General features: G+C 72.7%; 21 protein-coding genes. 7 read left to right on the top strand and 14 right to left on the bottom strand.

Annotated elements, in window-relative coordinates; translation table 11 throughout:
• Nucleotides 1-17 precede the first annotated feature (17 nt).
• The 5 genes from ACTOQ1_RS15170 to ACTOQ1_RS15190 all read left to right on the top strand — a co-directional run bounded on the left by ACTOQ1_RS15170 (nucleotide 18) and on the right by ACTOQ1_RS15190 (nucleotide 5,016).
• Nucleotides 18-1,622 carry an acyl-CoA carboxylase subunit beta gene (locus ACTOQ1_RS15170; protein WP_440067572.1) on the top strand — a complete coding sequence of 535 codons (1,605 nt, stop codon included), beginning with the start codon at nucleotides 18-20 and terminating at the stop codon, nucleotides 1,620-1,622.
• Nucleotides 1,619-1,825 (top strand): acyl-CoA carboxylase subunit epsilon, encoded by a 207-nt coding sequence (locus ACTOQ1_RS15175; protein ID WP_440067573.1) that lies wholly within the window; start codon nucleotides 1,619-1,621, stop codon nucleotides 1,823-1,825. The genes ACTOQ1_RS15170 and ACTOQ1_RS15175 overlap by 4 nt, the downstream gene beginning before the upstream one ends.
• A 101-nt stretch (nucleotides 1,826-1,926) precedes the next feature.
• A complete protein-coding gene (locus tag ACTOQ1_RS15180; RefSeq protein WP_440067574.1) occupies nucleotides 1,927-2,871 on the top strand; it encodes an NYN domain-containing protein in 945 nt (314 codons plus the stop codon).
• A 202-nt stretch (nucleotides 2,872-3,073) separates the two neighbouring features.
• The gene (locus tag ACTOQ1_RS15185) at nucleotides 3,074-4,483 is read left to right on the top strand and encodes an AlkA N-terminal domain-containing protein (protein WP_440067575.1); all 1,410 of its coding nucleotides are present in this window, start codon (nucleotides 3,074-3,076) and stop codon (nucleotides 4,481-4,483) included.
• Nucleotides 4,480-5,016, top strand: coding sequence for a methylated-DNA--[protein]-cysteine S-methyltransferase (locus tag ACTOQ1_RS15190; protein ID WP_440067576.1), 537 nt, complete (start codon nucleotides 4,480-4,482; stop codon nucleotides 5,014-5,016). Before ACTOQ1_RS15185 ends, ACTOQ1_RS15190 begins: the two co-directional genes overlap by 4 nt.
• A gap of 67 nt (nucleotides 5,017-5,083) precedes the next feature.
• On the opposite strand, the gene ACTOQ1_RS15195 is transcribed toward ACTOQ1_RS15190, so the two are convergent.
• From ACTOQ1_RS15195 to ACTOQ1_RS15250, 12 genes are all read right to left on the bottom strand, one after another.
• Nucleotides 5,084-6,019 (bottom strand): hypothetical protein, encoded by a 936-nt coding sequence (locus ACTOQ1_RS15195; RefSeq protein ID WP_440067577.1) that lies wholly within the window; start codon nucleotides 6,017-6,019, stop codon nucleotides 5,084-5,086.
• Nucleotides 6,016-6,645, bottom strand: coding sequence for a hypothetical protein (locus ACTOQ1_RS15200; protein WP_440067579.1), 630 nt, complete (start codon nucleotides 6,643-6,645; stop codon nucleotides 6,016-6,018). Before ACTOQ1_RS15200 ends, ACTOQ1_RS15195 begins: the two co-directional genes overlap by 4 nt.
• Before the next feature lie 101 nt (nucleotides 6,646-6,746).
• Entirely contained in the window at nucleotides 6,747-9,674 is a 2,928-nt protein-coding gene (locus ACTOQ1_RS15205) for a BTAD domain-containing putative transcriptional regulator (RefSeq protein WP_440067580.1), read from the bottom strand.
• Nucleotides 9,675-9,726: 52 nt separating this feature from the next.
• Entirely contained in the window at nucleotides 9,727-10,134 is a 408-nt protein-coding gene (locus ACTOQ1_RS15210) for a flp pilus-assembly TadE/G-like family protein (RefSeq protein WP_440067582.1), read from the bottom strand.
• A gap of 260 nt (nucleotides 10,135-10,394) precedes the next feature.
• Nucleotides 10,395-10,808 (bottom strand): TadE/TadG family type IV pilus assembly protein, encoded by a 414-nt coding sequence (locus ACTOQ1_RS15215; RefSeq protein ID WP_440067584.1) that lies wholly within the window; start codon nucleotides 10,806-10,808, stop codon nucleotides 10,395-10,397.
• Nucleotides 10,799-11,332, bottom strand: coding sequence for a TadE/TadG family type IV pilus assembly protein (locus ACTOQ1_RS15220; RefSeq protein ID WP_440067586.1), 534 nt, complete (start codon nucleotides 11,330-11,332; stop codon nucleotides 10,799-10,801). Before ACTOQ1_RS15220 ends, ACTOQ1_RS15215 begins: the two co-directional genes overlap by 10 nt.
• Nucleotides 11,319-11,573, bottom strand: a complete 255-nt coding sequence (locus ACTOQ1_RS15225; protein WP_440067587.1) for a Flp family type IVb pilin — start codon at nucleotides 11,571-11,573, stop codon at nucleotides 11,319-11,321. The genes ACTOQ1_RS15220 and ACTOQ1_RS15225 overlap by 14 nt, the downstream gene beginning before the upstream one ends.
• 2 nt (nucleotides 11,574-11,575) lie before the next feature.
• Nucleotides 11,576-12,511: a type II secretion system F family protein gene (locus ACTOQ1_RS15230; protein WP_440067588.1), complete on the bottom strand. Its 936-nt coding sequence runs from the start codon at nucleotides 12,509-12,511 to the stop codon at nucleotides 11,576-11,578.
• On the bottom strand, nucleotides 12,504-13,391 hold the full coding sequence (locus ACTOQ1_RS15235) for a type II secretion system F family protein (protein ID WP_440067590.1): 888 nt from the start codon (nucleotides 13,389-13,391) through the stop codon (nucleotides 12,504-12,506). Before ACTOQ1_RS15235 ends, ACTOQ1_RS15230 begins: the two co-directional genes overlap by 8 nt.
• Nucleotides 13,388-14,689 carry a CpaF family protein gene (locus ACTOQ1_RS15240; RefSeq protein ID WP_440067592.1) on the bottom strand — a complete coding sequence of 434 codons (1,302 nt, stop codon included), beginning with the start codon at nucleotides 14,687-14,689 and terminating at the stop codon, nucleotides 13,388-13,390. The genes ACTOQ1_RS15235 and ACTOQ1_RS15240 overlap by 4 nt, the downstream gene beginning before the upstream one ends.
• Nucleotides 14,686-15,528, bottom strand: coding sequence for a hypothetical protein (locus ACTOQ1_RS15245; RefSeq protein ID WP_440067594.1), 843 nt, complete (start codon nucleotides 15,526-15,528; stop codon nucleotides 14,686-14,688). Before ACTOQ1_RS15245 ends, ACTOQ1_RS15240 begins: the two co-directional genes overlap by 4 nt.
• A gap of 1 nt (nucleotide 15,529) precedes the next feature.
• Complete coding sequence (locus tag ACTOQ1_RS15250; RefSeq protein WP_362839076.1) at nucleotides 15,530-16,231, bottom strand: hypothetical protein; 702 nt, start codon at nucleotides 16,229-16,231, stop codon at nucleotides 15,530-15,532.
• A 578-nt stretch (nucleotides 16,232-16,809) separates the two neighbouring features.
• On the opposite strand from ACTOQ1_RS15250, the gene ACTOQ1_RS15255 reads away from it, so the two are divergent.
• Nucleotides 16,810-21,450: an FtsK/SpoIIIE domain-containing protein gene (locus tag ACTOQ1_RS15255; protein WP_440067596.1), complete on the top strand. Its 4,641-nt coding sequence runs from the start codon at nucleotides 16,810-16,812 to the stop codon at nucleotides 21,448-21,450.
• 237 nt (nucleotides 21,451-21,687) lie between these two features.
• On the opposite strand, the gene ACTOQ1_RS15260 is transcribed toward ACTOQ1_RS15255, so the two are convergent.
• A complete protein-coding gene (locus ACTOQ1_RS15260) occupies nucleotides 21,688-21,960 on the bottom strand; it encodes a WXG100 family type VII secretion target (protein WP_329090315.1) in 273 nt (90 codons plus the stop codon).
• 254 nt (nucleotides 21,961-22,214) lie between these two features.
• On the bottom strand, nucleotides 22,215-23,561 hold the full coding sequence (gene tnpB / locus ACTOQ1_RS15265; RefSeq protein ID WP_440067599.1) for an IS607 family element RNA-guided endonuclease TnpB: 1,347 nt from the start codon (nucleotides 23,559-23,561) through the stop codon (nucleotides 22,215-22,217).
• Between the two features lie 556 nt (nucleotides 23,562-24,117).
• Here tnpB and ACTOQ1_RS15270 point away from each other — a divergent pair.
• Nucleotides 24,118-24,578, top strand: a 461-nt coding sequence (locus ACTOQ1_RS15270; protein WP_440067601.1) for a biotin carboxylase N-terminal domain-containing protein, incomplete at its 3' end; no start/stop codon positions are given.

Here is a 24,578-nt window from a genome sequence, read left to right on the forward strand (position 1 = left end):
ACGGTTACCCTGCTGGGATGAGCGAGTCCCTGAGCGCCGAACCACTGGATCCCGGACCCGACATCCACACCACGGCCGGGAAGCTGGCCGACCTGGAGCGCCGCCTGGGCGAGGCGGCCCACGCGGGTTCGGCGCGCGCCGTCGAGAAGCAGCACGCCGCGGGGAAGATGACCGCCAGGGAGCGGGTGCTCGCCCTCCTCGACGAGGACAGCTTCGTGGAGTTCGACAAGCTCGCCAGGCACCGGTCCACGAGCTTCGGCCTGGAGCGCGAGCGGCCGTACGGCGACGGGGTCGTGACCGGGTACGGCACGGTCGACGGCCGCCCGGTGGCGGTGTTCGCCCAGGACTTCACCGTCTTCGGCGGCTCCCTGGGCGAGGTCTTCGGCGAGAAGATCGTCAAGGTCATGGACCACGCGCTGAAGACCGGTTGCCCGGTGATCGGGATCAACGACTCCGGAGGGGCCCGCATCCAGGAGGGCGTCGTCTCGCTGGGCCTGTACGCCGAGATCTTCAAGCGGAACGTCCACGCCTCCGGGGTGATCCCGCAGATCTCGCTGGTCATGGGCCCCTGCGCGGGCGGCGCCGTCTACTCGCCCGCGCTCACCGACTTCGTGCTGATGGTGTCGGAGAAGTCGCACATGTTCATCACCGGCCCCGACGTGATCAGGACGGTCACCGGCGAGGAGGTGACGTTCGAGGAACTCGGCGGGGCGCACACGCACAGCTCCCGCTCGGGCGTGGCCCACTACGAGGCGTCCGACGAGGCCGACTGCCTGGAGTTCGCCAGGGCGCTGCTGTCCTACCTGCCGTCCAACAACATGGACGAGGCCCCGGCGTTCGACGCCGATCCGCCGCTGGAGACCACCGACTCCGACCGCGAGCTCGACACGCTGATCCCCGACTCGGCGAACCAGCCCTACGACATGCACACGGTTCTCGAACACGTCCTGGACGACGGCGAATTCCTGGAGGTGCACGCGCAATTCGCGCCCAACATCCTCGTGGGTTTCGGCCGGGTCGAGGGGCGCTCCGTGGGGATCGTCGCCAACCAGCCGATGAGTTTCGCCGGCACGCTGGACATCGCGGCCTCCGAGAAAGCCGCGAGATTCGTCCGTACGTGCGACGCCTTTAACATTCCCGTCCTGACATTCGTCGACGTCCCCGGATTCCTGCCGGGCACCGACCAGGAATGGAACGGGATCATCCGGCGCGGCGCCAAGCTGCTCTACGCCTACGCGGAGGCGACCGTGCCCCTGGTCACGGTCATCACCCGCAAGGCGTACGGCGGGGCGTACGACGTCATGGGGTCCAAGCACCTGGGCGCCGACGTCAACCTGGCCTGGCCGACCGCGCAGATCGCGGTGATGGGCGCGCAGGGCGCGGTCAACATCCTCTACCGGCGCGAGCTCGCCGCGGCCGAGGATCCGGACGTCCAGCGGGCCAGGTTCGTCACCGAGTACGAGGACACGCTCGCCAACCCGTATCTCGCGGCCGAACGTGGGTATGTGGACGCCGTGATCCGCCCTTCCGACACCCGGGTCCAGATCGTCAAGGCGCTGCGGACCCTGCGCAACAAGCGCGCGACCCTGCCTCCGAAGAAGCACGGGAACATCCCGCTATGAGACATTTGAAGATCATTAAAGGAGATGCGACACCCGAGGAGATCGCCGCGGTGGTGATCGCCCTCTCGACGCGTGCCGCACCGGCGAGTCCGGCGTCGAAAGCCTCACAGACATCGAAATCCTGGAGCAATCACGCACATCGCATGCGAAAAGCACTTCCTGTCGGGCAAGGCGCATGGCGATCGAGCGCACTGCCGAGATAGATCCCGGGAACAGGGTGTCAAGTTGCGCGAGAGTTGGGACCATCTAAGAAATGGGCGCATATAGTCAGCCGATCAGCTAGTTCCGAGGCCTGGAGGACGACATGACCATCCTGGACCTCACGTCACGTCCCATCGCCGCGAAGTACGCCGTCCTGGTCGACGTCGGTTATCTGTACGCGGCGGCAGGGGAGGTGCTCCTGAGTGCCAAGGAGCGCAAGGAATACCGGGTGGCGGCCGACGAGCTGATCCAGGCGTTGCAGAAGCACGCGGAGGAGCGCATCCACGGCGAGCTGCTCCGGATCTACTGGTACGACGCCGCCCGCGACCGGGTGCCGACCGTGGACCAGCGGGTCATCGCCCAGCTTCCCTGGGTCAAGGTGCGCCTGGGCAACCTGAACGCGCGGGGCCAGCAGAAGGGCGTGGACGCGCAGATCAGGAGCGACCTGGAGGCACTGGCCAGGCACCACGCGGTGAGCGACACGATACTGCTGGCCGGGGACGAGGACATGGTCCCCGCCGTCGAGGCCGCCCAGGCCTACGGGGTGCGGATCCACCTGTGGGGTGTGGAGCCCCCCTACGGCACCAACCAGGCCGAGCGCCTGGTCTGGGAGTCCGACACCGTCGAGATCATCAGCGCCGACTTCCTGCGGTCCTTCTTCAGCCGCGCCCCCGCGCCGGTGCCGGTGCCGGTCCCCCCGATCGCCCCCTCCCCCGCCCAGGTCTTCGCCGGGCGCACCGCCGCCGCCAAGCCCAAGGCCCCGGTGGGCCAGGTCACCAAGCTGGGCCCGAGCCGCCCGCGCGTCGAGGAGGTCGGCGAGCACGTGGCCCAGAAGTGGATCCTCACCCGCGGCCGCGACAACATCCGCGACCTGCTGCCGGGGCCGATCCTGCCCACGGTGATCGATACCGAGCTGCTCATCGAGGCGGAGAAGGAGCTGGGCCACTCCCTGCGCCCCTACCCCGAGGCACGCGTCTGGCTCCGCGACGGATTCTGGGCCCGCGTCTACCGGGAGTTCGAGATCGGGGTCGGCGTCTCCTCCAAGTGACGGTCGTGACGGCCACGTCCGTCCCCGGCTTTCCCTCCCCGTGACGGACCGCCACGGCCACGTGCCCGTCCCCGGCCTTTCCTTCCGTGACGGGGCAGCCACGGCCACGCCCGATTCCCGGCCCCCTCCCCGTGACGGACCGCCACGGCCACGTCCGATTCCCGCCAGCCGTACCCCGTGCGCCGCGGGTAACGTCGTCGGCGTGTCCGTGAAAGAGCTCGACTTCGACTCCTGTTACCGCGCGGTGGCCGCGAGGGACGCCCGGTTCGACGGGCGGTTCTACACGGCGGTCACCTCCACCCGCATCTACTGCCGGCCCATCTGCCCGGCACGCACCCCGTCCACCCGCAACGTGCGGTTCTACCGTCACGCGGCCTCCGCCGAGGCGGCCGGGTTCCGGCCGTGCAAGCGCTGCCGGCCGGAGCTGAGCCCCGGCGATCCCGGCTGGGACCACCGGGGCGACCTGGTCGGCCGGGCACTGCGGCTGATCGACGAGGGTGTGGCGGACGACGGCGGGATGACCCGGCTGGCCGCGCGGCTGCACATCACCGGACGGCACCTGCACCGGCTGTTCACCGCGGAGATCGGCGTGGGTCCGCTCGCCGTGGCCAGGACCAAGCGCCTGCTGCTGGCCAAGCAGCTGCTCACCGAGACCGGGCTGCCGATCGTCGACGTGGCGTTCGCGTCGGGCTTCGGCAGCGTCCGGCAGTTCAACGCGACCATGAAGGACACCTACGGCTTCACCCCCGGCGAGCTGCGGGCGACGACGGGAGGCAGGCCCGGGATGTGCGGCGACGCCCTGACCCTGCGGCTGCACCGCAGGGAGCCCTACGACGCCGCGACCCTGATGCGGTTCCTCGGGGCGAGGGCGATCCCCGGCCTGGAGCGCGCGGACGACACGTCCTACAGCCGGGCCGTCCCCGGCGGCACGATCACCCTCACCCCCGGGCCCGGCCACGTACGGCTGGACGTGAGCGTCGACGACACCCGCCGCCTGGCCAGGATCGTGGCCCGCTGCCGCCGCCTCCTCGACCTCGACGCGGACCCCGAGGCCATCTCCTCCGCCCTCGGCGAGACCTCGCTGGGACCGCTCGTCGCCGCCCGCCCCGGACTGCGCGTGCCCGGCGCCTGGGACGGGTTCGAGGTGGCCGTCCGCGCCGTGATCGGCCAGCAGATCTCCGTCGCGGGCGCCCGTACCATCCTCGGCCGCGTCGCGGCCCGGGCCGGGCGCCCCACCGGCGGGCAGGGGCTGACCCACCTGTTCCCGTCCGCGGAGGAGCTCGCCGAGGCCGACCTCGGCGGACTGGGCCTGACCGGGCGGCGGGTGGCGACGCTGAAGGCGCTCGCCACGAGGGTGGCGGGCGGCGAGATCGACCTGGACGGCGCGCAGGAGCCCGCGGAGGCGGTCGCCGGGCTGCTGGAGGTTCCCGGGATCGGGCCGTGGACCTCCGGCTACATCGCGCTGCGGGCGCTGCGCGACCCGGACGCCTGGCCGGGCGGAGACCTCGGCCTGCGGCGGGCCATGGCCTGCCTGGGCATCCCCGAAGATCACATCGAGCGGTGGCGCCCCTGGCGGGCGTACGCCGCGCTGCACCTTTGGAGCTCGGAATGATAGAGGCACAGGTTCTCGACACCCCGGTCGGCCCGCTGGCCATGCTCGCCCGCGAGGGCGTGCTGCTGGCGGCGGGCTTCACCACCACGGGGCCGGACGAGATGTTCGCCCGGCTCTCCCCGGAGCTGCGCGCCGAGGGGCTGACCCTCACCGACGATCTGGGCCTGCCCGCGCGGGCGGTACGCGACTACCTGGACGGCGACCTGACCGCCCTCGACGCGGTGCCGGTGGAACAGCCGGGCACGCCCGTCCGGCAGCGGCTGCTCACCGCCCTGCGCCAGGTGCCCGCGGGCGTCACGATCAGCTACGCCGAGCTCGCCGAGCGGGCGGGGCTGCCCAGGACCGCGGCCAGGGCCGCCGGGAGCGCGTGCGCGCGGAACCTGATCGCGCCGTTCGTCCCCTGCCACCGCATCCTGCCGTCCACCGGCGGGTACGGCGGCTACTACTACGGCACCCCGGTCAAGCAGTGGCTGCTCACCCACGAGGGGGCACCGGCCGCCGAACGGCTCAGGACCCGGCGGGAGGGCCGCTGACCGGCCTTCCCCGCCGTGCTCCGCACGCCGCCGTGGCCGGTCACGGACCCGTGACCGGCCCGGACGGCTAGCCGGTCTTCCTGACCGTGCTCTGCACCTCGCCCACCGGGACGTCACGGGTGGCCCCGGCCTCGACCGGGTCGTAGACGAAGGGCGCCACGTCACCCCCGACGCCCTCGACCCCGATGTCCCAGAGCGCGGTGACCTCCAGCACGTAGACGCCGCGTGGCTGGTCGATCGAGGCCCGTCGATAGATCACCCCGCAGGTGAGGTCGTCGTCGGCGGCGCCCTTCTGGTACGGCGTGCCGCCCGTTTCGCACCCGCTGTCCTTGACCTCCGCCCGTTCCTCGGTGGTGCCCGGGTCGATCTCGATCTGCCCGCGGGTGGCGGTCACGGTGGCGCTCATGACCCCGGGCAGCGTCGCGGTCACGGACCTGGTGGTCTCGCCGACGTCGCCCAGCCAGACCCAGGTCGGCAGGTTGACGTAACTCTTGGCGTCCGGGTTGAGTTCGACCTTCGGCTCGGGCACGGTCAGCGCGGCGCGGGCTATGTCGACCAGCTCGGCCATGGTGATCCCGTTGGGCGGGGTGGTGCCGGGCGGCGCCCAAACGAACGCGTCCAGGGCGGTCCAGCAGGCCATGCCGTCCGGATCGGCCCCGTTGTAGGCGGGTGTCCACCAGCGGCCCTCCTGGCCGACCTTGTCCCGGAACTGCTTGAGGAACTCCTGGAACTTCTCCTCGGTGGCGTCCTTGGTGAAGCGGAACCACCATTCCCGCACCGCCTCCTGGTTCTCCAGCATCTCGGCGGCGTCGGCTCCCGGTTCGTACCAGCAGGGACGCTTGATCCGGTAACCGTCGCTCCTGCCGCTGAGCCCGGTCCCGGTGATGATGATCTGGGAGTTCTGCAGACGGACTCCGGCGGTCGGCCCGTCCTGAAAACCCTCGCCACTGGGTGGCCCGGGATCGAGCAGCAGCAACCCCGCGATGACGATATTCGCGATCATCGAAGACATCCCTTCGCGCGTTCGCTGGGAAGTACGGCGTGACGAAACACCTTGATGCGCCAGATCCCGTCGCCGCCGCGCCGCATGCCCGCGGCCTGGAAGAAGGGCTCGCGCATCCATTTGGACTGGCGGGGCGCCTTCCTGCCGGTCGCCGCGTCGACCAGACGCAGCCCGCTCTGGTCGACGCACACGTCCAGCTGGGCACCACGCCCGACGACCGAGCTGACGTTCGGCGCGTAGAGCCGCGCGGTTCCGCGTACCGAGCGGCGCTCGTCGAGGAACTCCTGCACCCAGGAGAGTGAGCCCTTGCCCGCCTCGCCCTCCAGCGTGTCAAGGTAGGCGGTGTCCTCACCCCCGCTCACGACGGCCTTGAGGGACCCCGCGTAGAAGTCGCGGAAAACCTCGATCATCGCGGTCGTGTCCGCGTTCGGCGCGGCGGGCCACTCGACCAGCACCTTGACCCCCGAGGCGACCCGGACCGTCTCCGTCCGCGGAGCCGGCGCCGCCTGCCGTGACGTGCCCGGTGAGGCCTCCTCCGCGGGGAGGTCGGCGGGAACGAACGGCTGAGCCTCCGGTGAGGCGCAGCCCGTCAGCATGACCAGGGCCAGGGCGATCATGGCACGCACACCGACGACGCTAGAAGCGCCCGCCTTGCCGGACCACCGGTATGAACGATTCGGCATGGTTCCTCGCGCATTCTCCAAGCGTGATGGGTTCACCTGGGCCGTCATGCCGTCGGGGCCGAGCGCATCCGCCACGAGGGCAGCAGCTCGTCGATGAGGGCCTCGGTCTCGGGGGCCATCCCGCCGCCGTAGGGGTGGGAGGCGGCCCGCCGGTGCAGGGCGTCGACCACGGCGCGCAGGCGGACGGGGTCGGCGGTGAGGTGGGTGGCCCGCAGCAGGTCGCGCCAGAGCCCCTCGTCGTCGGCGGCCAGCAGCAGCCCGGCACGCACCGCCGCCACGGCCTGGTCGGTCTCGCCGCGGGCCAGCCGCACCTCGCAGAGCCGGTGCGCGGCGTCCGCGACGCCCGCGGTCACGTTGTACTCCAGGTCGTCGGCGGCCAGCCAGGCGTAGCGGCCACGCGGGCGGCCGTTCAGCAGCGGGCCCCGCACCAGGCTCAGTGCCCGCTCGAGGAGCGCGGGGCGCCCGGCGGGGTTGGCGTGCGACTGGCGGACGAGGTCGCGGAAGAGCATCCAGTCGGTGCGCACCTCGGGGCCGAACCGCAGCCGCCCGGACTCGTCGGCGTAGAGGTTGGGCCGCCCCTGGCTGTCGGTGCCCAGCCAGGCGACGACCCTGGCGATCGTGGCGTCCCTGACCACCGGCTGCACGCCCCTCGGCCAGAGGATGCCGCCGAGCACCACGGGGTGGACGCCGCCGGGGTGCGTCGCCAGGTAGACGGCCATCTCGACGGCGATCACGGCCCGCCCCTCCTCCATGGGCGGGGGGCCGACGACCTCCGCGGGGCCGAGGACGCGCACCTCGACCGAGGGCGTGTGCGTGACCGGCTCCGGCTCGTCGGGAAGCGGCTCTCCCTCCAGCCGCTCGGTCGCCAGGAACAGGTCGACCAGCGCCCGGTACTGGCGGCGGGGCAGCAGCTGCGCGGCCACGTCGAAGCCGAGCGCGTCGATCTCGGCGCGGCCCTCCTCGGTGATCGTCCAGTTCCAGGTGGCGTGCGGCACGTCGCCCGCGATGACGTACCCGGCGGCCGTCCTGACGCCCTTCCTGGCGAGCAGCGCCAGCCGGCGGCCCTCCTCGGGGGTGGGGGCGATCGCGGACAGCAGGTAGTGCGGGGTGCAGACCGGGTCGGCGGCGCGCCCGTGGATCCGGCCGGTGAGCACCTCACCGCCATGAGCGCGCCCCCCGGCCCCGGCCTCCAGCTCGGGCAGGATCTCCGCCAGGCCGCCCACGTACCTGATCCGGTCGGAGGCGATCACGGTCAGCTCCTCGCCGAAGCCGACCAGGGTGACGCGCATCCGGTCCGACCAGCGGTTGGTGGCCAGCTCCACGGCGAGCGCGGCCAGGGCGGCGGTGACCTGCGGGCCGTTGATGCTGATCGGCCCGTGGGCGGCCTCCAGGTCGACGAGCACTCGGCCCTCGCCGTTGGAGCCGAGCGAGACCAGCCCCGGGTACGGGGCGGGCGCGTCGGCGAGCGCCCGCTCGTCGAGCATCCGGCCCTCGTGCGCGGGAAGCCGCCAGACCTGGCCGCCGTCGTGGGCGGTCCAGGGGGCGGGGGCGTCGGGGTCGGGCGGGTGGATCCACAGGTCGAGGGTCTGTGGCGACAGGTGGGCGGCGTAGATCGTGGGCGGGACGCGGTTCTGGGCGGCGAGGGACCTGCCGAGGAGCCGGAGCCCGACGTCGAGCATCCGGCTGCCGGGGGCGTCGGCACCGAGCCTGAGCGCGAGCTCGGCCTGGGCGGCGTCGTCCCTGGGCCGGGTGATCCGGTGCCCGAACGCCCGGTGCCAGAGCTGCTGCCTGCGCCTGCGTCCGAGCGCCGCCAGCAGCCCGGCCGCCGCGAGCGAGGCCCCCGCCAGGTAGTCGAGCATCCCCAGCCCGGCCTCCTGCCCCGCGTCCTGCCCGCTACCGGGGGGTTCCGCCACCGCCGCAGGGTCTCGCCGTTCCACCTGTCCGGGGTCCTGCCGCCCGCTGTCGGGCACGGTGTGCGACGGGCGCTCGGTCGCGTCGTGGCGCGCCTGTCCATTACCGGTACCGGTCTCCCGCGCCCCGTCGGCACCGATCCTCTCGCCGGCCCTTTCGCCGCTCCTGTCAACGGCCCTGTCACCGGCCCTGTCGCGGGGGGCGGCGACCTCGGGCGCGGGCTCCGCAGGAAGGTCGGCGCGGCCGGGGGTGAAGGTCTGGGTACGGCCGTCCAACTCCACCGGCTTGTCCCGGTGGTCCTTGAGGGTGTCGTCGCGCGGCTGGGAGGCCGGGACGAGGTGGATGTTGCGCGCGTCGTCCGGCATGTCCAGGACCCAGCCGGGCCTGATCAGGTCGGCCATGTGGAGGCGGCTGCCGTCGGGCTGTTCCTTGTGCTGGTTGAGCCGGTAGATCTCCGGGTAGCGGCGCCCGTCGCCGAGGCACTTCTCGGCGATCTCCCACAGGCTCTCGTGGTGGCGCCCGTGCGGCGGTTGCACCACGTAGACCTTCTTGGCCTTCTGCACCGGCTCCAGCTCGGCCCGCTCGTCGGAGGCCGGGCCGGACGTCGTGGAGAGCCCGGTGGAGACGATGCCGGGAGCGGCGGGCGGCAGGCTGGTCAGCTTCGCGATCGGCAGGGCCACCGCCGAGACGGTGAACAGCAGCATGGCCGCCGAGACCAGCCGGTTGGCGAACATCTGCGTGCCGCCGGAGAGCGGAACCCGGGCCGGCATGCCGACCCGGCGCAGCCCGGCGTAGATCTCGACCAGCACGCAGACGACCAGCTGCAGCCACGCGAGCCAGACCAGCAGCACGAGGATCGCGATGATCGTGCTCGTGCCCACCTGGCTGGTCAGCAGGTCGAGGTTGAGCAGCTCGGGCGGGAGCGGCGGCCCGGCCAGCCGGAACAGCGCGTAGGGGACCCCCGCGATGAGCGCGACCAGGACGGCCAGCGCGCCGAGACCCGCCAGCAGGTCTCCCGGTGTGCGCCTGGCCTTGATGCGCGCGGGCTGTCGCGTGGGCATTCGTCTCCCTCCCCGTCCAGATTCGTCGTCGGTCAACCGGTGGGCCAGCGATTCACGGCAATTGGTCTTCCCCGATGTCCGGCCCGGCCGTGGCCTCGGCCTCCATGTCCGAGCCGGGGAAGCCGAAGGCGGCCAGGAAGAACGCCTTCCAGGTGACGGAGACGTTCACGGTGACCTCGGTCTGGTCGCCGCCGAGCGTGCACTCCGTGAGCCGTACGTCGCCGCCGCCGTGAGCGGAGACGATCTCCTCGGCCTTCCCGCAGGTCTCCCCCTCCCCCAGCAGCCGGGCCTCGCCGGTGGCGCGCAGGTGCTCGACGTCGATCTGGTCGGCGGCGGCCCTGGCGGCCTGCTCGGCGACGTCGGCCGCGCGCAGCCGGGCGTTGATCGCGGCCCCTCCGTCGACGAGCAGCCCGGCCAGCAGGAACACCACCACCGAGAAGATCACCGTGAAGATCGACATCGACCCCCGCTCGCCGAGCCCGCCCGGCCGCGCGCGGCGCCCCCTCCCACCGGCCGAACACACCGGATGCCCGGCCGTCCGGCACGCCATCGGCGAGCGCGGGAGCCTCCGTCGCGCCGCCGGGCCCGGGAGTCCTCGCCACGCCGCCGGGCACGGGAGCCTCCGGCACGCCGGCGGGCGCACGGGTCCGCTCCGCGCGGCGGCCGGGCGGGCGGGGCTCCGGCGCGCTCTGACGGCCGGGGGCGGCGGGTCCACGGGGATCACTCCTCGACTCTCCGGAACTGCTCCAGCGGGACCACCGAGTCGCCCTTCATCTCCTTGGCCGCTCCGAAGCCCAGGAACTCCAGGTCCAGGGAGCAGGTCACCTCGGCGTGGACCTGGCCGCCCTCCTCCCAGTCCCCGGACAGGCTGACCTCCGGCTCGCACTCGCCCGACAGGGCGCCGCGGGCCGCCTCGTCCGCGGCGGCCTCGGCGTCGGACAGGGTGCGCTCGACGGAGGCGGCCCTGGCGGCGTCCCTGGCGGCGCCGTTGACCTCGCCCTGGGCCTCCACCACCCTTCCCGCGCCCACCAGGAACAGCAGGAACAGCAGGAAGACCGGGGCGAGCAGCACCGTCTCGGTGCTGAGCGACCCGCGGTCGCCGTCGGTCCTGGAGATCAAGGAGATCACTCGCACCCTTCGCTCCCGTCGTCCGGCCGGAAGCACTCGATGGGACCGCCGAAGCGCGCGGTGACGGTGAACGTGGTGGACGGCAGCAGCGGGACGACCTGGACCGCCGAGGCGGTCACCTCGACACCCCGCCGGTCGCCCTCCTCCCAGGCCGTGACCGTGGCGCCCTCGAGAAGTTTCGGGCCGACGGCCCGGATCAGCTCCTGGGCCCGGGACTCGGCGTCCTGCTGCCAGGACTCGGTGTCGACCCGGGCGAGCCGCGCCCCCTCCCTGGCCGCGGCGTCGGCGATCTGGCGTCCGTGGAACCACAGGGCGGTCTGCACGATGAGCAGGATGACGACCAGCAGCACCGGCATGATGATCGCCAGCTCGACGACCGTGGCGCCGCGCTCGCCGCCCCGGTCTCCGGCGCCGGAGCGCCCGCAGCGCCCGCAGCGCCGCGGCCTTCCCGCCCGGTCGCGCTCGCCGTCCCTCTCCCGGTTCTTCCGGTTCTCCCGGTCGCGGTACCGCGAGCGATCACGGGTCGCCAAGTTCGCCGCCCCCGCCCCCGCCGCCTCCGCCGCCCCCGCCGAACTGGTTGGAGATCTCGGCCTGCTTCCCCTCGACGAGGGTCTTGATGAGGGTGGCGAGTCCGAGCGCCACCCCGGCGATGATGGCCGTGATGATGACCCATTCGACGGCGGAGGCCCCCCGGGTGGGGGCGCTGCGCGCCTTCTCGATCCGGACGCTCAGAACGGCGACCGCGTAGACGATCCACGGATGGCTCAGCATGGTCAGGACCCCAACATCTTCATAGCGGCCGGAAAACTCAGAAAGATCACAAAGCCCGCGCAGAGCAGGAGCTGGGCGACGAGCATCGACTGGGAGCGTTCGCCCGCCTGCCCCTCGATCTCGGCGAGCTCCCGGCGCCGCATGGTCGCGGCGCGGGCGGTGAGGGAGGAGCGGACCTTGGCGCCGTCGTCGGCGACCAGGCCGAGCGCGGCGGACAGGTCGCGCAGCTCGTCGACGTTGATCTCGTCACCGAGCTGGCCGAGTGCCTGCCAGGGGGTGATGCCGACGATCCTGGCGTTGCCGAGCGCCTCACGGATGCGGGACATCGCCCAGTTGGCCCCCTCGTCGTCGGGACCCGGGCTGCCCACGGAGACCGCCATCATCAGCGCCTCCGGCACCCCACGCCCGCCCGCCAGGTTCATCGCGACGAGATCGAGGAAGGAGCCGACGACGTGCCGGAAGTCGCGGCGCATCCGCGAGGCGTCCCGCTTGACCTGCAGGTCCGGCAGGACGAAGAAGACCCCGGCGACCGCGAGCGCCGCCCACAGCGGGACGGTGAGGGAGACGCCCCACTCCATCAGCACCAGCCAGCCGACCAGCAGCGGGAACGCCAGCAGCCCGGAGACCGCCAGCAGCACCTTGGTGGCCAAAAAACCCTCGAACGACCTGCCGAGCAGTGCGAGGTCGGCCCTGGCCGAGCGCGCCTCCCAGCCCCTGGCGGCGTAGAAGCGGGCCATCCGCTCGCCCAGGCCGCGCCGGAACGCGCTGACCTCCTCGTCGGGCAGGATGAGCCGGGCTCGGGGCGCGTCGGTGCCCTCCCTGGCCGCGTCGAGGGCCAGCAGTCGTGTCACCAGCCCGGGACGGGCCGGGAACAACGCCCGCAGCAGCAGGAACAGGCCTGTCCCGAGCACCGAGCCGGCGAGCAGCGCCTCAGTCATCGCGCACCTCACCTCCGGAGGGCAGGCCGAGCAGGCGGGCGGGCTTGTCGAAGCGGGCCAGGCGGCGCATCCAGGCGAACCCGGCGCCGAAGAGCCCGGCGACCACCACGAGCACGGCCTGGCCGAGCGTGTTGTCGTACTCCTCGACGTAGGAGGGGTTGAACACGACGAGCATCACGGCGAAGGCGACGGCCGTACCGACCACGATCTGCACGCTGCGGCGGGTGGAGCGGCGCTCGGCCTCGACCCGGCGGCGCATGTCGAGCTCCTCGCGCGCCGACACCGCCAGCGCGCCGAGGACGTCGCGCAGGCCGGGGCCGCGCAGCTTGGAGTTGAGGATGAGGGCGGCCACGACCAGGTCCGCGGAGGGGTCGTCGAGCTCGTCGGCGAACAGCCTGAGCGCGTCGGGCAGCGCCATCCTGGTGTGCAGGCGGTCGACCATGGACCGCAGGTGCGGGCGGAGCGTGGGGGCCGCCGCCCGGATCGAGGACGGGATCGCCTGCTCCAGCCCGGCCGCTCCGGCGATGGTGTCGCGGAGCGACTCTGTCCAGGCGGCCAGGGCCTCCAGCCGCCGCATCGCGGTCCGCTCCTCCGCGGCGCCGCCGGACAGGCCCCGCCAGGCCATCGCGAGGAGCACGGCTCCCACCGCCATGACCGGCCACCCGGTCACCACGAGCACGACCACCCCGGCGATCGCCCCCACCGCGGTCCGGGTGGACAGGGCGCGCAGGAACTCGCGCCTGCCCGCCGTCCTGCCGGGGGCGGCCGGCCTGGCGGGCACCCCGTACAGGGAGAGGAAGAGCAGGAACAGCCCGGCGCCGAGCGCGAGGCCGGAGAGCAGCACCAGCGGGTCGAACAGGCCCGGCGGAAGGGAGGTCATGCCCAGCCTCCCGGGTCGTAGCCGAAGTGGGCCAGCTCCTCCAGGCACGACAGCGGCGCGTGCGGCACCACCCGGCCGTCGGGGGCCATCGCGAACACCTCGGAGGAGAGCACCCGGCCGTCGACTCCGGCCACCTCGCGCACGCTCGACACGAAGCGGCGCAGCCTGCCGCCCACCGCGTAGTCGTTGCGCTTCTCGATGAACACCACGAAGTCGATCGCGCCCGCGATGAGCATGTGGGTGGCCTCGATCGGCAGCCGCTCGGTGGCCTGGAGCGCGTAGGTGGCGATGCGGTTGAAGACCTCCATCGAGGAGTTGGCGTGGATGGTCGACAGCGAGCCGTCGTTGCCCTGGGTCATCGCGTTGAGCATGGTGACGATCTCGTCGCCGAGGACCTCTCCGACGATCACCCGGGACGGGTTCATGCGCAGGGAGCGGCGGACCAGCTCCGCCATGGTGATCTCGCCCTGCCCCTCGGAGTTGGGGAGCCTTTGTTCGAAGGCGACCACATTGGGATGGAGTTCGGGAAACTGGTCGAGGCCGAGTTCGAGGGCGCGCTCGACGGTGATGAGCCGCTCGGACGGTGGAATCTCATTGGCGAGGGCGCGCAACAGCGTCGTTTTCCCGGCGTTGGTCGAACCGGAAATCATGATGTTCTTCCTCGCCGCCACCGCGGCCGAGAGAAAACGCCCCAATTCCGGGGTCAGGCTGCCGTTTCCCACGAGATCGGTGAGAAACACCTTGCCCAGCCGGGAACGGCGGATGGAGATGGACGGGCGCACCGTCACGTCCATCACGGCCGAGAGACGGGAGCCGTCGGGAAGGCGCAGGTCGAGCTGGGGGTTGGCGGTGTCGAACGGCCTGCTGGACAGGCCGCTGTAGGCGGCGAGGATCTGGATCAGCTCGACCAGCTCCTCGTCGGACTCGGCCACCGGGTCGCGCATGAGCTCCTGGCCGTCGGCGTAGCCGACGAACACCCGGTCGCAGCCGTTGATGTCGATGTTCTCGACCTCGGGGTCGTCGAGCAGCGGCTGGAGGCGGCCGACGCCGAACAGGGCGGCGTGGATCCCCGCGGCCAGCGCCTCCTCCTCCTCGGCGGTCGGCGGCGTCCTGCCGACGCCGATCTCGCCGCGGGCGAACTCCTCCAGGATCTGGGCGATCAGGGCACGGGCGAACTGGCGCTCGTCCTCGCCGGTCATCGGCGGCAGGCCGCTGGCCTGGTCGAGGCGGCGCTGGTGGGCCAGCCTGTCGCCGACGTCCTGCCGGAAGCGCTTCACCAGCGTGTGGTCGATGGTCACGGCCTCGCCCCGCCCGACGGCTCGACGGGCGAGCGGGACGGCTCGGTGGGCAGGCGGGCTGCCTGCTCCCGGGCGCGGAAGGCCGACTCCGCCGACTCCTGGGCGCGGAGCTGGGCGTCGAGGCGACCGCCCAGCTCCCTGGCGGTGCGGATCAGCAGGGAGCGGTCCAGCCGCCCGCCCCACTGGCCGCGCAGCAGCTCCGCGCCCTTGGGGTCGTGCGCGAGCCCGCTCACGAAGGCGACGTGCCTGCCGGTGCCCGTGACGATCCGGCGCACCTCGTCGATGGTCGTGCGGTACTGGCGGGGGTCGGCGATCACGACCACCCCCACCTGGGGCTCGCGCGGCATGATCTGCAGGCGTTCGCGCAGGTGGGCGACGTGGTCGAGGCTGGCCCTGGTGAACAGCACGACCAGCGAGGCCTCGGTGGTCAGCTCGGCGAGCTGGGGGTGCCCGCCGATGCGCCCGCAGTCGGCCAGCACGTCGGCGTCGGGCATCGTGGCCAGCGCCCGGCCGAGCGGGCCCCAGAGCCAGGTCAGCCCGGCCGCCTGCTCGCCGTGGGTCAGCCCGGCCAGCACGTCCAGGCCGCCGATGATCTTCTGGGTGTGCTCGTGGATCTGGTCGGGGTGCAGGCCCCGGCGGGCCGTGGCCCCCAGGGTGAGCAGGCCCCTGGCGGGGTTGAGCACGCCGCCGTCGGCGGCGGGCAGGCGGTAGGCGAGGTCGCCGCCCGCCGGGTCGCACTCGGCGAGCAGCACCGGGCGCGGCCAGATCGCGCCGAGCGCGGTCGCCGCCGTGGTCACGCCGGGTGCGCCCTTGTCGGCGGCCAGCACGATGAGCGCCACGTCAGCGCGCTCCCGGCAGCTCGGCGAGGGCAATCTCGCCGGTGGAGGCGTACGCGACGATCTCCGGCGAGATGGTGCTGTCCACGATGATGGTGACCAGGCCGTTCGCCCCGGTCCTGCCCGGCGTGCCGATCTGGTGGACCAGGGCGCTCTGCGCCAGCACCCGGCTCTCCCGGTCGCCCCCGGCGCCCCTGCTCGGCACGTGGACGACCTGGACCCGGTCTCCGCGCTCCAGGGTGCCCGGTGTCTGGCCGGGTTTGAGCGACAGGCCGACCTGCGCCTTGCCGGGGCCGAGCTCCCTGCTTGCGGAGACCACCATGTCGCGGGTGAGGAGCGTGCCGGGGATGAGGGTGACGCGGGCGAAGTTCTCGGTGACGCGGGCGCGCTGGGACCAGGCCACGTAGCCGATGCCGGTGTCGGCGATCTGGACCTCCCTCAGCATCGCCTCGGTGAAGGGCTGTCCGGCGCCGACCTGCTGTGAGATGGCGATCGCCGAGACGCGGTCGCCGCTGCGCAGGACGAGCAGCGTGGTGGCGAGGGCGCCGCCCAGGATGAGGAGGACGGCGAGGGCGGCGAGGGCTGGTTTGCGCTCGCGTGGGGGCACGGGAAGCTTGCGCGACGCCGGGCCCGACAGGGTGCCCGCCGAGGTCTGACGCTCGGCGTTGACCGGGACGCGGCCCGTTGGCTTCTCACTGGTCCTCATGGGTAGGGGGACTCCCAGAGTGATCATAAATATGGGGAACTACTGGTCGAATTTACGCCATTATGCGCACCATGCCGACGGGCTGTCGGACAAAAGCCAGGACCCATGCTCGTTTGATAGGAACACGTCTGTCAACGCCACTTCAGAAGAAAATGGCTGTTTGGCTAGATGACGGGAGACTTATCTGGGTGATAAGGACGGTAATTAACTCTCGTACCAATCACCTCACCTTTTTCACACCTCATTCACCTGTCCGGCTTCGGCCGTCCTCGCCCGCTCCCTTCGCCCGCCCCGCCTCCGGCGCGCTCCGGGCGCCGGCCGGAACCCGCCGTTCCCCCCGGTTCTCCGAACAGGTTTTCCACAGCCGGGCGTCGCGGGCAGGCCACCGCCCGCACGCCCTCGCACCGCCGAATGCCCACCTCGGGCGGCATGACCGGTCGACACCCCCGGACAGTTATCCACAGGTTTTGCCGTTTTCCACATACCGGTCGCGAGTCAGGACATTGCCGCGAACACTCTCTCGGGGACGGTTTTCACTCTGTACGGTGGATCCGGGGCCTGACCCGAGGAGAGCGGCGATGCGGATCATGCTCACCGTGCTCGACGAGCACGCCGACCGCGATGTCGTGGTCGAGGGCGACGAAACGACCACGGTGGCACGGCTCGCGGAGTCCCTGGCGGGCCAGGGAGGCGAGCGGCCGAGCAACGTGGTGCGGCTGACACGCAGCAAGGCCCCGTACGGGCTGGATCGCGACTCCGCCGGGGCCGAACCTCCGACGCTCTGGATGGACGGCCGCCCCCTCGACCCGGCCGCCCCCGCGCTCGGCCTGCTCCGCGACGGCGACCTCGTCACCCTCGACCGCTCCCTCGCGGTGGCCACGCTGGCCGAGGAGCCCGGCGGGATCGTGGAGATCCGGGTGGTCGGCGGGCCCGCCGCCGGCTCTGTGCACCGCCTCAGCCTGGGTGTCCACACCATCGGTTCCGACCCCGCCTGCTCGGTGGCCGTGACCGACCCCCGGCTGCCCGCGCGCGCCGCGGTGGTGCGGCTCACCCCGGACGCCATCACCGTGGAGCCCGGGGAGGGCACGACCCCCCTGCTGGACCGCGACCCCCTGGAGGGTCCGCTGCCCTGGCCCGAGCACGCCCTGCTGAGCTGCGGCGGGACCGTGCTCACCCTCAAGGCGGTGGAGCCGCCCGACGCCCACCTGGACGCACAGCCCGACGGCGGGCTGGCCTACAACCGGCCGCCCAGGTTCCGGCCGCCGGGCGGCGCGCGGCGCTTCGAGGTCCCGGCCGAGCCCAAGCGGGCCGAGACCATGCGGCTGCAACTGCTCACCGCCTTCCTGCCCGCCGCGCTGGGGGTGGGCCTGGCCATCGCCCTCAAATCGCCGTACTTCCTGCTGTTCGCGTTCATGACGCCACTGATCATGATCGGCCAGTGGTGGAGCGACAGGCGGCACGGCCGCAAGCAGTACCGCCAGCAGCTCAAGGAGTACAAAGCGCGGCTGAAGGTCTTCGAGGCGGCCGTGGAGCGCGCCCGCGCCGACGACGAGACCGCCCGCCGCGCCGCCGCGCCCGACCCGGCCGAGGTGCTGCTCACCGTGACCGGCCCCCGGCGGCGGCTCTGGGAGCGGCGCGACCACGACCCCGACGCGCTGCGGCTGCGGGTCGGCCTCGCCGACCTCCCCGCCGACCTGGAGTTCGCCCCCGAGCGCTCCGCGCCGGTCGACGCCCCGCTGCCCGTCCCGCCCACCTGCCAGGCCGTGCCGGTGGCGCTGGCCATGCGCCGCCTGGGCGTCGCCGGCCTGACCGGGCCCAGGAACACGGCGGCCGGGGTGGCGCGCTGGCTGGTCGGCCAGGCCGCCGCCCTGCACAGCCCGCGCGACCTGGCGATCGTCGTCCTGTCCGCGCACGGTGACGGCGAGGAACGCTGGAACTGGGTCCGCTGGCTGCCGCACTGCGCCCCGCGCGGCGGCGAGGACTGCGTGGCCCTGGTCGGCGCCGACCCGGACACCGCGGCCCGCCGGGTGAGCGAGCTCGCCGCGCTGATCGACGAGCGCCTCGGCGACGACGCCGCCGCGGGCCCCGCGGCCAAGCTGGGCCGCATCCCGGCCGGCTGGGGCGACCTGGGCGGAGCCACGGGCACGGGCGCCGAGCAGCCGTACGCCGCCCCCATCTACGACGAGCGCCCCTACGACGTGCTGGTCGTGCTCGACGGCGCGCAGGTGCTGCGCGCCCTGCCGGGCATGCCCCAGGTGCTGCGCCAGGGCCCCAGGGCGGGCGTCTACACCCTGGCCATCGACGGCGACCAGCGGCTGCTGCCCGAGGAGTGCGCCACCGTCGCCGCCGTGGAGGCCGACGGCACGGTGCGGCTGCGCGGCGGCGGCCTGGACGACCTCGGGGAGATCCTGGCCGACCAGGTGACGGCCGCCTGGTGCGACAGGCTGGCCCGCTCGCTGGCGCCGATCCGCGACGTCAGCCGCGACGACGCCGGAGTCGCCCTGCCGGACTCCGCGCGGCTGCTGGACCTGCTGGAGCTGCCGTCGGTCTCCGGCGCCGCCCTGGCCAAGCGCTGGGGCCGGGCCACCGAGGCCGTGGTGGGAGCGGGCCCGGAGGGGCCGTTCTCCGTCGACCTGCGCAGGGACGGGCCGCACGCGCTCATCGCGGGCACCACGGGCGCGGGCAAGTCGGAGCTGCTGCAGACCCTGATCTGCTCGCTGGCGGTGGCCAACCGGCCGGACGAGATGACGTTCGTGCTGATCGACTACAAGGGCGGCGCCGCGTTCAAGGAGTGCGTGCGGCTGCCGCACACGGTGGGCATGGTCAGCGACCTCGACGGCCACCTGACCCAGCGGGCGCTGGCCTCGCTGGCCGCGGAGATCCGCCGCCGCGAGCGCCTGCTGCTGGCCGCGGGGGCGAAGGACATCGAGGACTACCACGAGCTGCGCGACGCCCGTACGGCCCGCGCCTCCCGCGACCTGCTCGTCGCCGGGGGCGGCCCGCAGGTCAGGCCGCTGCGCGGGCGCCCGGGATCCACCGTGTCCTCGGCGTCCTCGGCGTCCTCGGTGTCCTCGGTGTCCTCGGCGTCCCTGGAGCCCCCGGCCCCGCTGCCCCGGCTGGTGCTGGTCATCGACGAGTTCGCGGCCATGGTCAGCGAGCTGCCCGACTTCATGACCGGGCTGGTCGACATCGCCAGGCGGGGACGCTCGCTCGGCATCCACCTCATCCTCGCCACTCAGCGGCCCGGCGGCGTGGTGACCGCCGACATCCAGGCCAACACCTCCCTGCGGATCGCCCTGCGGGTCACCGAGGCGTCGGAGTCGGCCGACGTCATCGGCCGCCCCGACGCCTCGTACATCCCCAAGTCCGCTCCCGGCCGGTGCTACGTGAAGTCGGGCGCGGGGGCGGCGACGGCCGTGCAGACCGCGCGGATCGGCGGCCGGAGCCCCGGCGCCTCGGGCGGCGAGATGAGGGTACGGGTGACGGAGGTCGGCTGGCAGGCCCTGGGGCACCCCAGGACGGTCCACGCCGGAGCCGAGAGCGGCCACGTCACCGACCTGTCCCTGCTCGCCGACGCCATGGTCGAGGCGGCCCGCCTCGCCGGGGTCGCGGAGCAGCCGAGTCCCTGGCTCGATCCGCTTCCCGACCTCGTGACCGTCCCCGTTCTCCCGGCGCCGCCCGTCCTGCCCGGTGACGCGCCCGGCGGGCTGCCGTACCGGGCGGGGGTCGAGGAGGTGCCGCCGCTGGCCTTCGGGATCACCGACCTTCCCTGGGCGCAGGACCGGCGGGCGCTGGCACTCGACCTCGCCCACGGGGGGCACCTGCTCGTCGCGGGCGCCTCGCGCAGCGGGCGGTCCACCGCGCTGCGCACGCTGGCGGGGGCGATCGCCGCCGGGGCCTCCCCCGACGACGTACACGTGCACGCGATCGACTGCGGCTCGGGATCGCTGCTGCCGCTGATGGCGATGCCGCACTGCGGAGCGGTGGTGACCCGCGACCAGCTCGACCGGGTGGAGCGGCTGCTGACCCGGCTGCGCGCGGAGGTCGGGCGGCGCCAGCAGCTCCTCGCCGAGGCCGGGTACGCCTCGCTGGCCGAGCTGCGCGCCGCCACGGACGGCCCGCGGCTGCCGTGGCTGGTCCTGATGCTCGACCGGTGGGAGGGGTTCGTCGCCGCGTTCGAGGCGTACGACTACGGGCGGCTGATCGAGTCGCTGATGCAACTGCTGCGCGAGGGGCCCGCGGTCGGGCTGCGGGCCGTGCTGACCGGCGACAGGTCCGCGCTGATCGGGCAGATCTCCACGGTCTTCGACGACCGGCTGATCCTGCGGCTGGCCGACCCCTCCGACTACGGCCTGGCCGGACTGCCCGTCAAGGACCTGCCGGCGACCCTCGCGCCGGGCCGCGCGCTGTCGACCGGCGAGCACGGCACGACCGAGAGCCAGATCGCGCTGCTGTGCGACGACCCCTCGGGGCCCGCGCAGGTCGCCGCCCTCCAGGCGCTGGCCCGCTCGGCGCCGGAGATCGCCGCCGACCCGCCGCTGCGGGTGGACGCGCTGCCGATGCGCGTCACCGCGGCGCAGGTCCTGGATCTGGTGCCCTCCTTCCGGCCCCCGTCCCCGCTGTGGGCGCTGCTCGGCGCCGGAGGCGACTCGCTGGCACCGCTCGGCGTCGACCTGCTCGCCCACGGTCCCGCCGCGGTCGTCGCGGGCCCGCCCAGGTCGGGCAGGTCCACGGCACTGCTGACCGCCACCCACTCGCTGCTCTCCCACGGCACCCCCGCGGTCCTGGTGACCCCCCGGCGCAGCCCGCTGTGCACGCTGGTGGACACCCCGGGCGTGCTGGCCGTGCTGGACGCGGGCGGCGACCTGCACGAGGCCGTCGCGGGGCAGGACCGCTACGTCGTGATCGTCGACGACGCGGAGCTGATCTCCGCGGACTCTCCCCTGGGCACCGCCCTGGAGCAGGTGCTGCGCAGCGGCAGGGACGGCGAGCACGGCATGATCATCGGTGGCACCACCGGGGACCTGACCACCGCCTACCGCGGTTTCGCGGCCGAGGCGCGCAAGGGCCGCACGGGTCTGCTGCTGTCGGTCCAGAGCCCCGCCGACGGCGACCTGTTCACCGTCCGCCTGCCGCGGGGCGCGGTCGGCGGGCCCCCCGGCCGCGGCCTGCTGGTGACCCTGGGCTCGGTGGTCCCCGTCCAGGCCGCCGTCACCTGAGGGCCGTGGTCGCGCAAGGGCCGCCCGCCGCATGAGGACCACCGCCGCACGCCGTCCTGTACGCCCTGCGTGTCTTGTGCGTCCGCGCCTTGTGTACCCGCGCCTCGTGTGTCCGCGTCTTGTGCGCTTCGCGCGCCCCGCGCCGACCACACCGACCGTGCCGCCCCGTGCCGCCCCGTGCCGTCAATGAGAAATGCCCCGGCCCTCGCGGGCCGGGGCATTTCGGCGGACCGTTTCCTATCGCGTGGCGGACTCGATATTGCCGCGATAGGTGTTGATGACCCGGGAGGCCTCGGCGAGTTCCTCGGACATGCGCTGGAAAGCGGCCCGATAGTTCTGCCAGGCCTCGCTGAAACGCTGGGCACCGGGCCCCGTCCAGGCGGTGCCGACTTTCGCGGCCTCCCGGTCGAGGGCGGCCACGGTGGCCCTGACCTGGTCGGCCTGCTGGGTGAACTGGGTGGCCATCTGCTGCATTTCCGCGGGATTGCCGCCGAGCAAGTTCTGGCTCATGCCAGTCTCCTTTGGATCGGTGTCGGGGGGAGTCGCCAAACGAAATCACGATAGGCGTAAGGATCACAGAGGTATCCGGGTTATGCCGAGCGGCTATGGACGTTCCCTCGGTCGCCAAGAGGCTAAACGTTCTCCATTGTCTTGATTTTCGGTAATTCAGGGAGAGGTAAGCGGTAAGTGAGACCGCGACCCGCTCCCGGGCGGGCAGGACCCAGCACTCCGTTGCTTGTGAGTGTGCTGTGGTGAGCACACTCTCAGGCAGCTTCCGGCTTGCGCCGGAGCGTTCCCCGTTTCCGGGGTTCCCGTTTCGCCGGTGCGCGCCCGGCACGGGTGCCGGGTCCTACCGCTCCTCCACGGGCGTTTCGCGTCTCCCCGCGACTCTGGGCGACGTCGGCCGCGAGCGCGGCCAGATTCAGCGCGGCATTGAGGTCCCGGTCGGCGACCAGGCCGCACCCGGCGCAGGCGTAGGTGCGTTCGGACAGGGCGAGCTTGGCTTTCACCGCGCCGCAACCCGAACAGGTCTTACTACTGGGGAACCACCGGTCGGCGACGACGAGCCTGCCGCCGCTCCATGCGGTTTTGTAGGACAGCTGCCGCCGCACCTCGGCCATGGCGACGTCGGAGACGGCGCGGGCCAGGCGACGGTTACGGACCATCCCGGCCACGTTGAGGTCTTCGACCACCACCGTGCCCCAGGTGGCCGCCAAGCGGCTGGTGAGCTTATGCAGGCCGTCGCGCCGCTGGTTGGCCACCCGGGCATGTGCCGTGCCCAGGGCGGCCTTGGTCTTGGCCCAGCGGGCGGAGGCCTGTCGCCTGCCGCCGTCGGGGGTGCGTGGCCCGGTTCGGCGGGCGAGCTGCTTGTTCAGCCTGCGTAGCCGTTTGAGCGCCGAGCGGTGATGCCTGGGGTTGGCGACGACTTCCCCGGTGGACAGCACCGCGAGTTCTTTGACGCCCAGGTCGACGCCGACCACGGCCTCCGGTTGGGCCGGGGCGCGGTCGGCGCGGTCGAGCTCGCAGGTGAACGCGACGAACCAGCGCCCTCCCTCGCATCGGACGGTGGCCGACAGGATCCGCCCCGTGCCGCGCTCCAGGTGGCGGGCGAGTTTCCGGGTGGATTCGTGGGTGCGGATGGTGCCCAGGCGGGGCAGCGTCACGTGGCGGCGGTCGGCCTCCACCCGGATCGCGCCGGTGGTGAACCGGCACGAAAGGGCGGCGCGGTGCTTGGACTTAAACCGAGGAAACCCGATCTTCGGCCCCGCCCGCGTGCCGTGACGCGAAGCCAACCAGTTCCTCAGCGCCCGTGCCACACCGTCCAGGCCGGTGGTGTAGGCCTCTTTGGAGTGCTCGGCCCACCACGGCGCGACGTCGCCCTTGGCGGTGTTCCAGGCCCGGCGCAGGCCGTACAACGACCACGCCACCTCGGTCAGGTGTTCATCGGGCACCCCGTAGGACTGCTCGGCCGCACGCTGGTCCATCGCGGCCTTGACGTGGGCCAGGCCCCAGTTGAAGGCGAATCGCGCCGCGCCGCAGTGGGAGGCGAGCAGGCGCGCCTGCTCGGGGGTGGGGTCCAGGGCGTAGCGGTAGGCCTGGTGGACCCGCATCAACCCTCCCCGTCACGGTACGTCGTCGACGGTTAACGTAGCGTAGGAGTCATGATCAATAACTCCCCGATCGGCGAACAGCCATGCGCCTGCCTCGGGAGCGCAGGAAGCCGCAGAGGGCGCCAGCGGCCTTGTCAGCGGTGGCGGTGTCGGTGGCGGTGGCGTCGAACTGGATCTCGCAACCGCCCGCGACCGCCGAGCTGGGGCCGGCGCAGGCGGGCACGCCAAGGAAGACCCCTCCACAGAAGAGACGCAGGCGTACCCCACGGTGGTTGCGCCGTGCGAGGCGACGGGCTCGACGTCTGCGACCAGGATCAGCCGTCCCACCTTACGAACGGGCACGGGCCAGGCGTTTTCCCGATAACCACCGGTAAGCGATGATCGGGTGGACACCCTGCGCCTTAACCCACTCTTTCATGTTCACTCACACATCCTGATACATGCTCCACCACCAACTGCTTCCAACCCTCACGATCAAAGGGCGCCTACACTCCGTTGAAGGCCCGCCAGTCCTCCGTCCGCACGTACTGGCACGTAGCTGAAGGGAACGACGTCCGTGCACAAGGTCCTGATCGCCAATCGTGGTGAGATCGCGGTGCGGATCGCCCGCGCCTGCAAGGACGCGGGGCTGGCCAGCGTCGCCGTCTACGCCGACCAGGACCTGGACGCGCTCCATGTCCGGGCCGCGGACGAGGCCCGCGCGCTCGGTGGCCGGACTCCCGCGGAGACCTACCTCGACGTCGGCAAGCTGCTCGCCGTCGCCGCCGAGGCCGGCGCCGACGCGGTCCATCCCGGCTACGGCTTCCTGGCCGAGAACGCCGGTTTCGCCCAGGCCGTGATCGACGCGGGCCTGACCTGGATCGGCCCGCCGCCGGCCGCGATCACCGCGCTCGGCGACAAGGTGCAGGCCCGCCACATCGCCCAGAAGGTCGGCGCGCCGCTGGTGGCGGGCACCAGGGATCCGGTCTCCGGGAGCGAGGAGGTCGTCGCCTTCGCGCGCGAGCACGGCCTGCCGAT

This window comes from Streptosporangium sp. OZ121 (assembly GCF_051918885.1).
Classification (GTDB): Bacteria; Actinomycetota; Actinomycetes; order Streptosporangiales; family Streptosporangiaceae; genus Streptosporangium.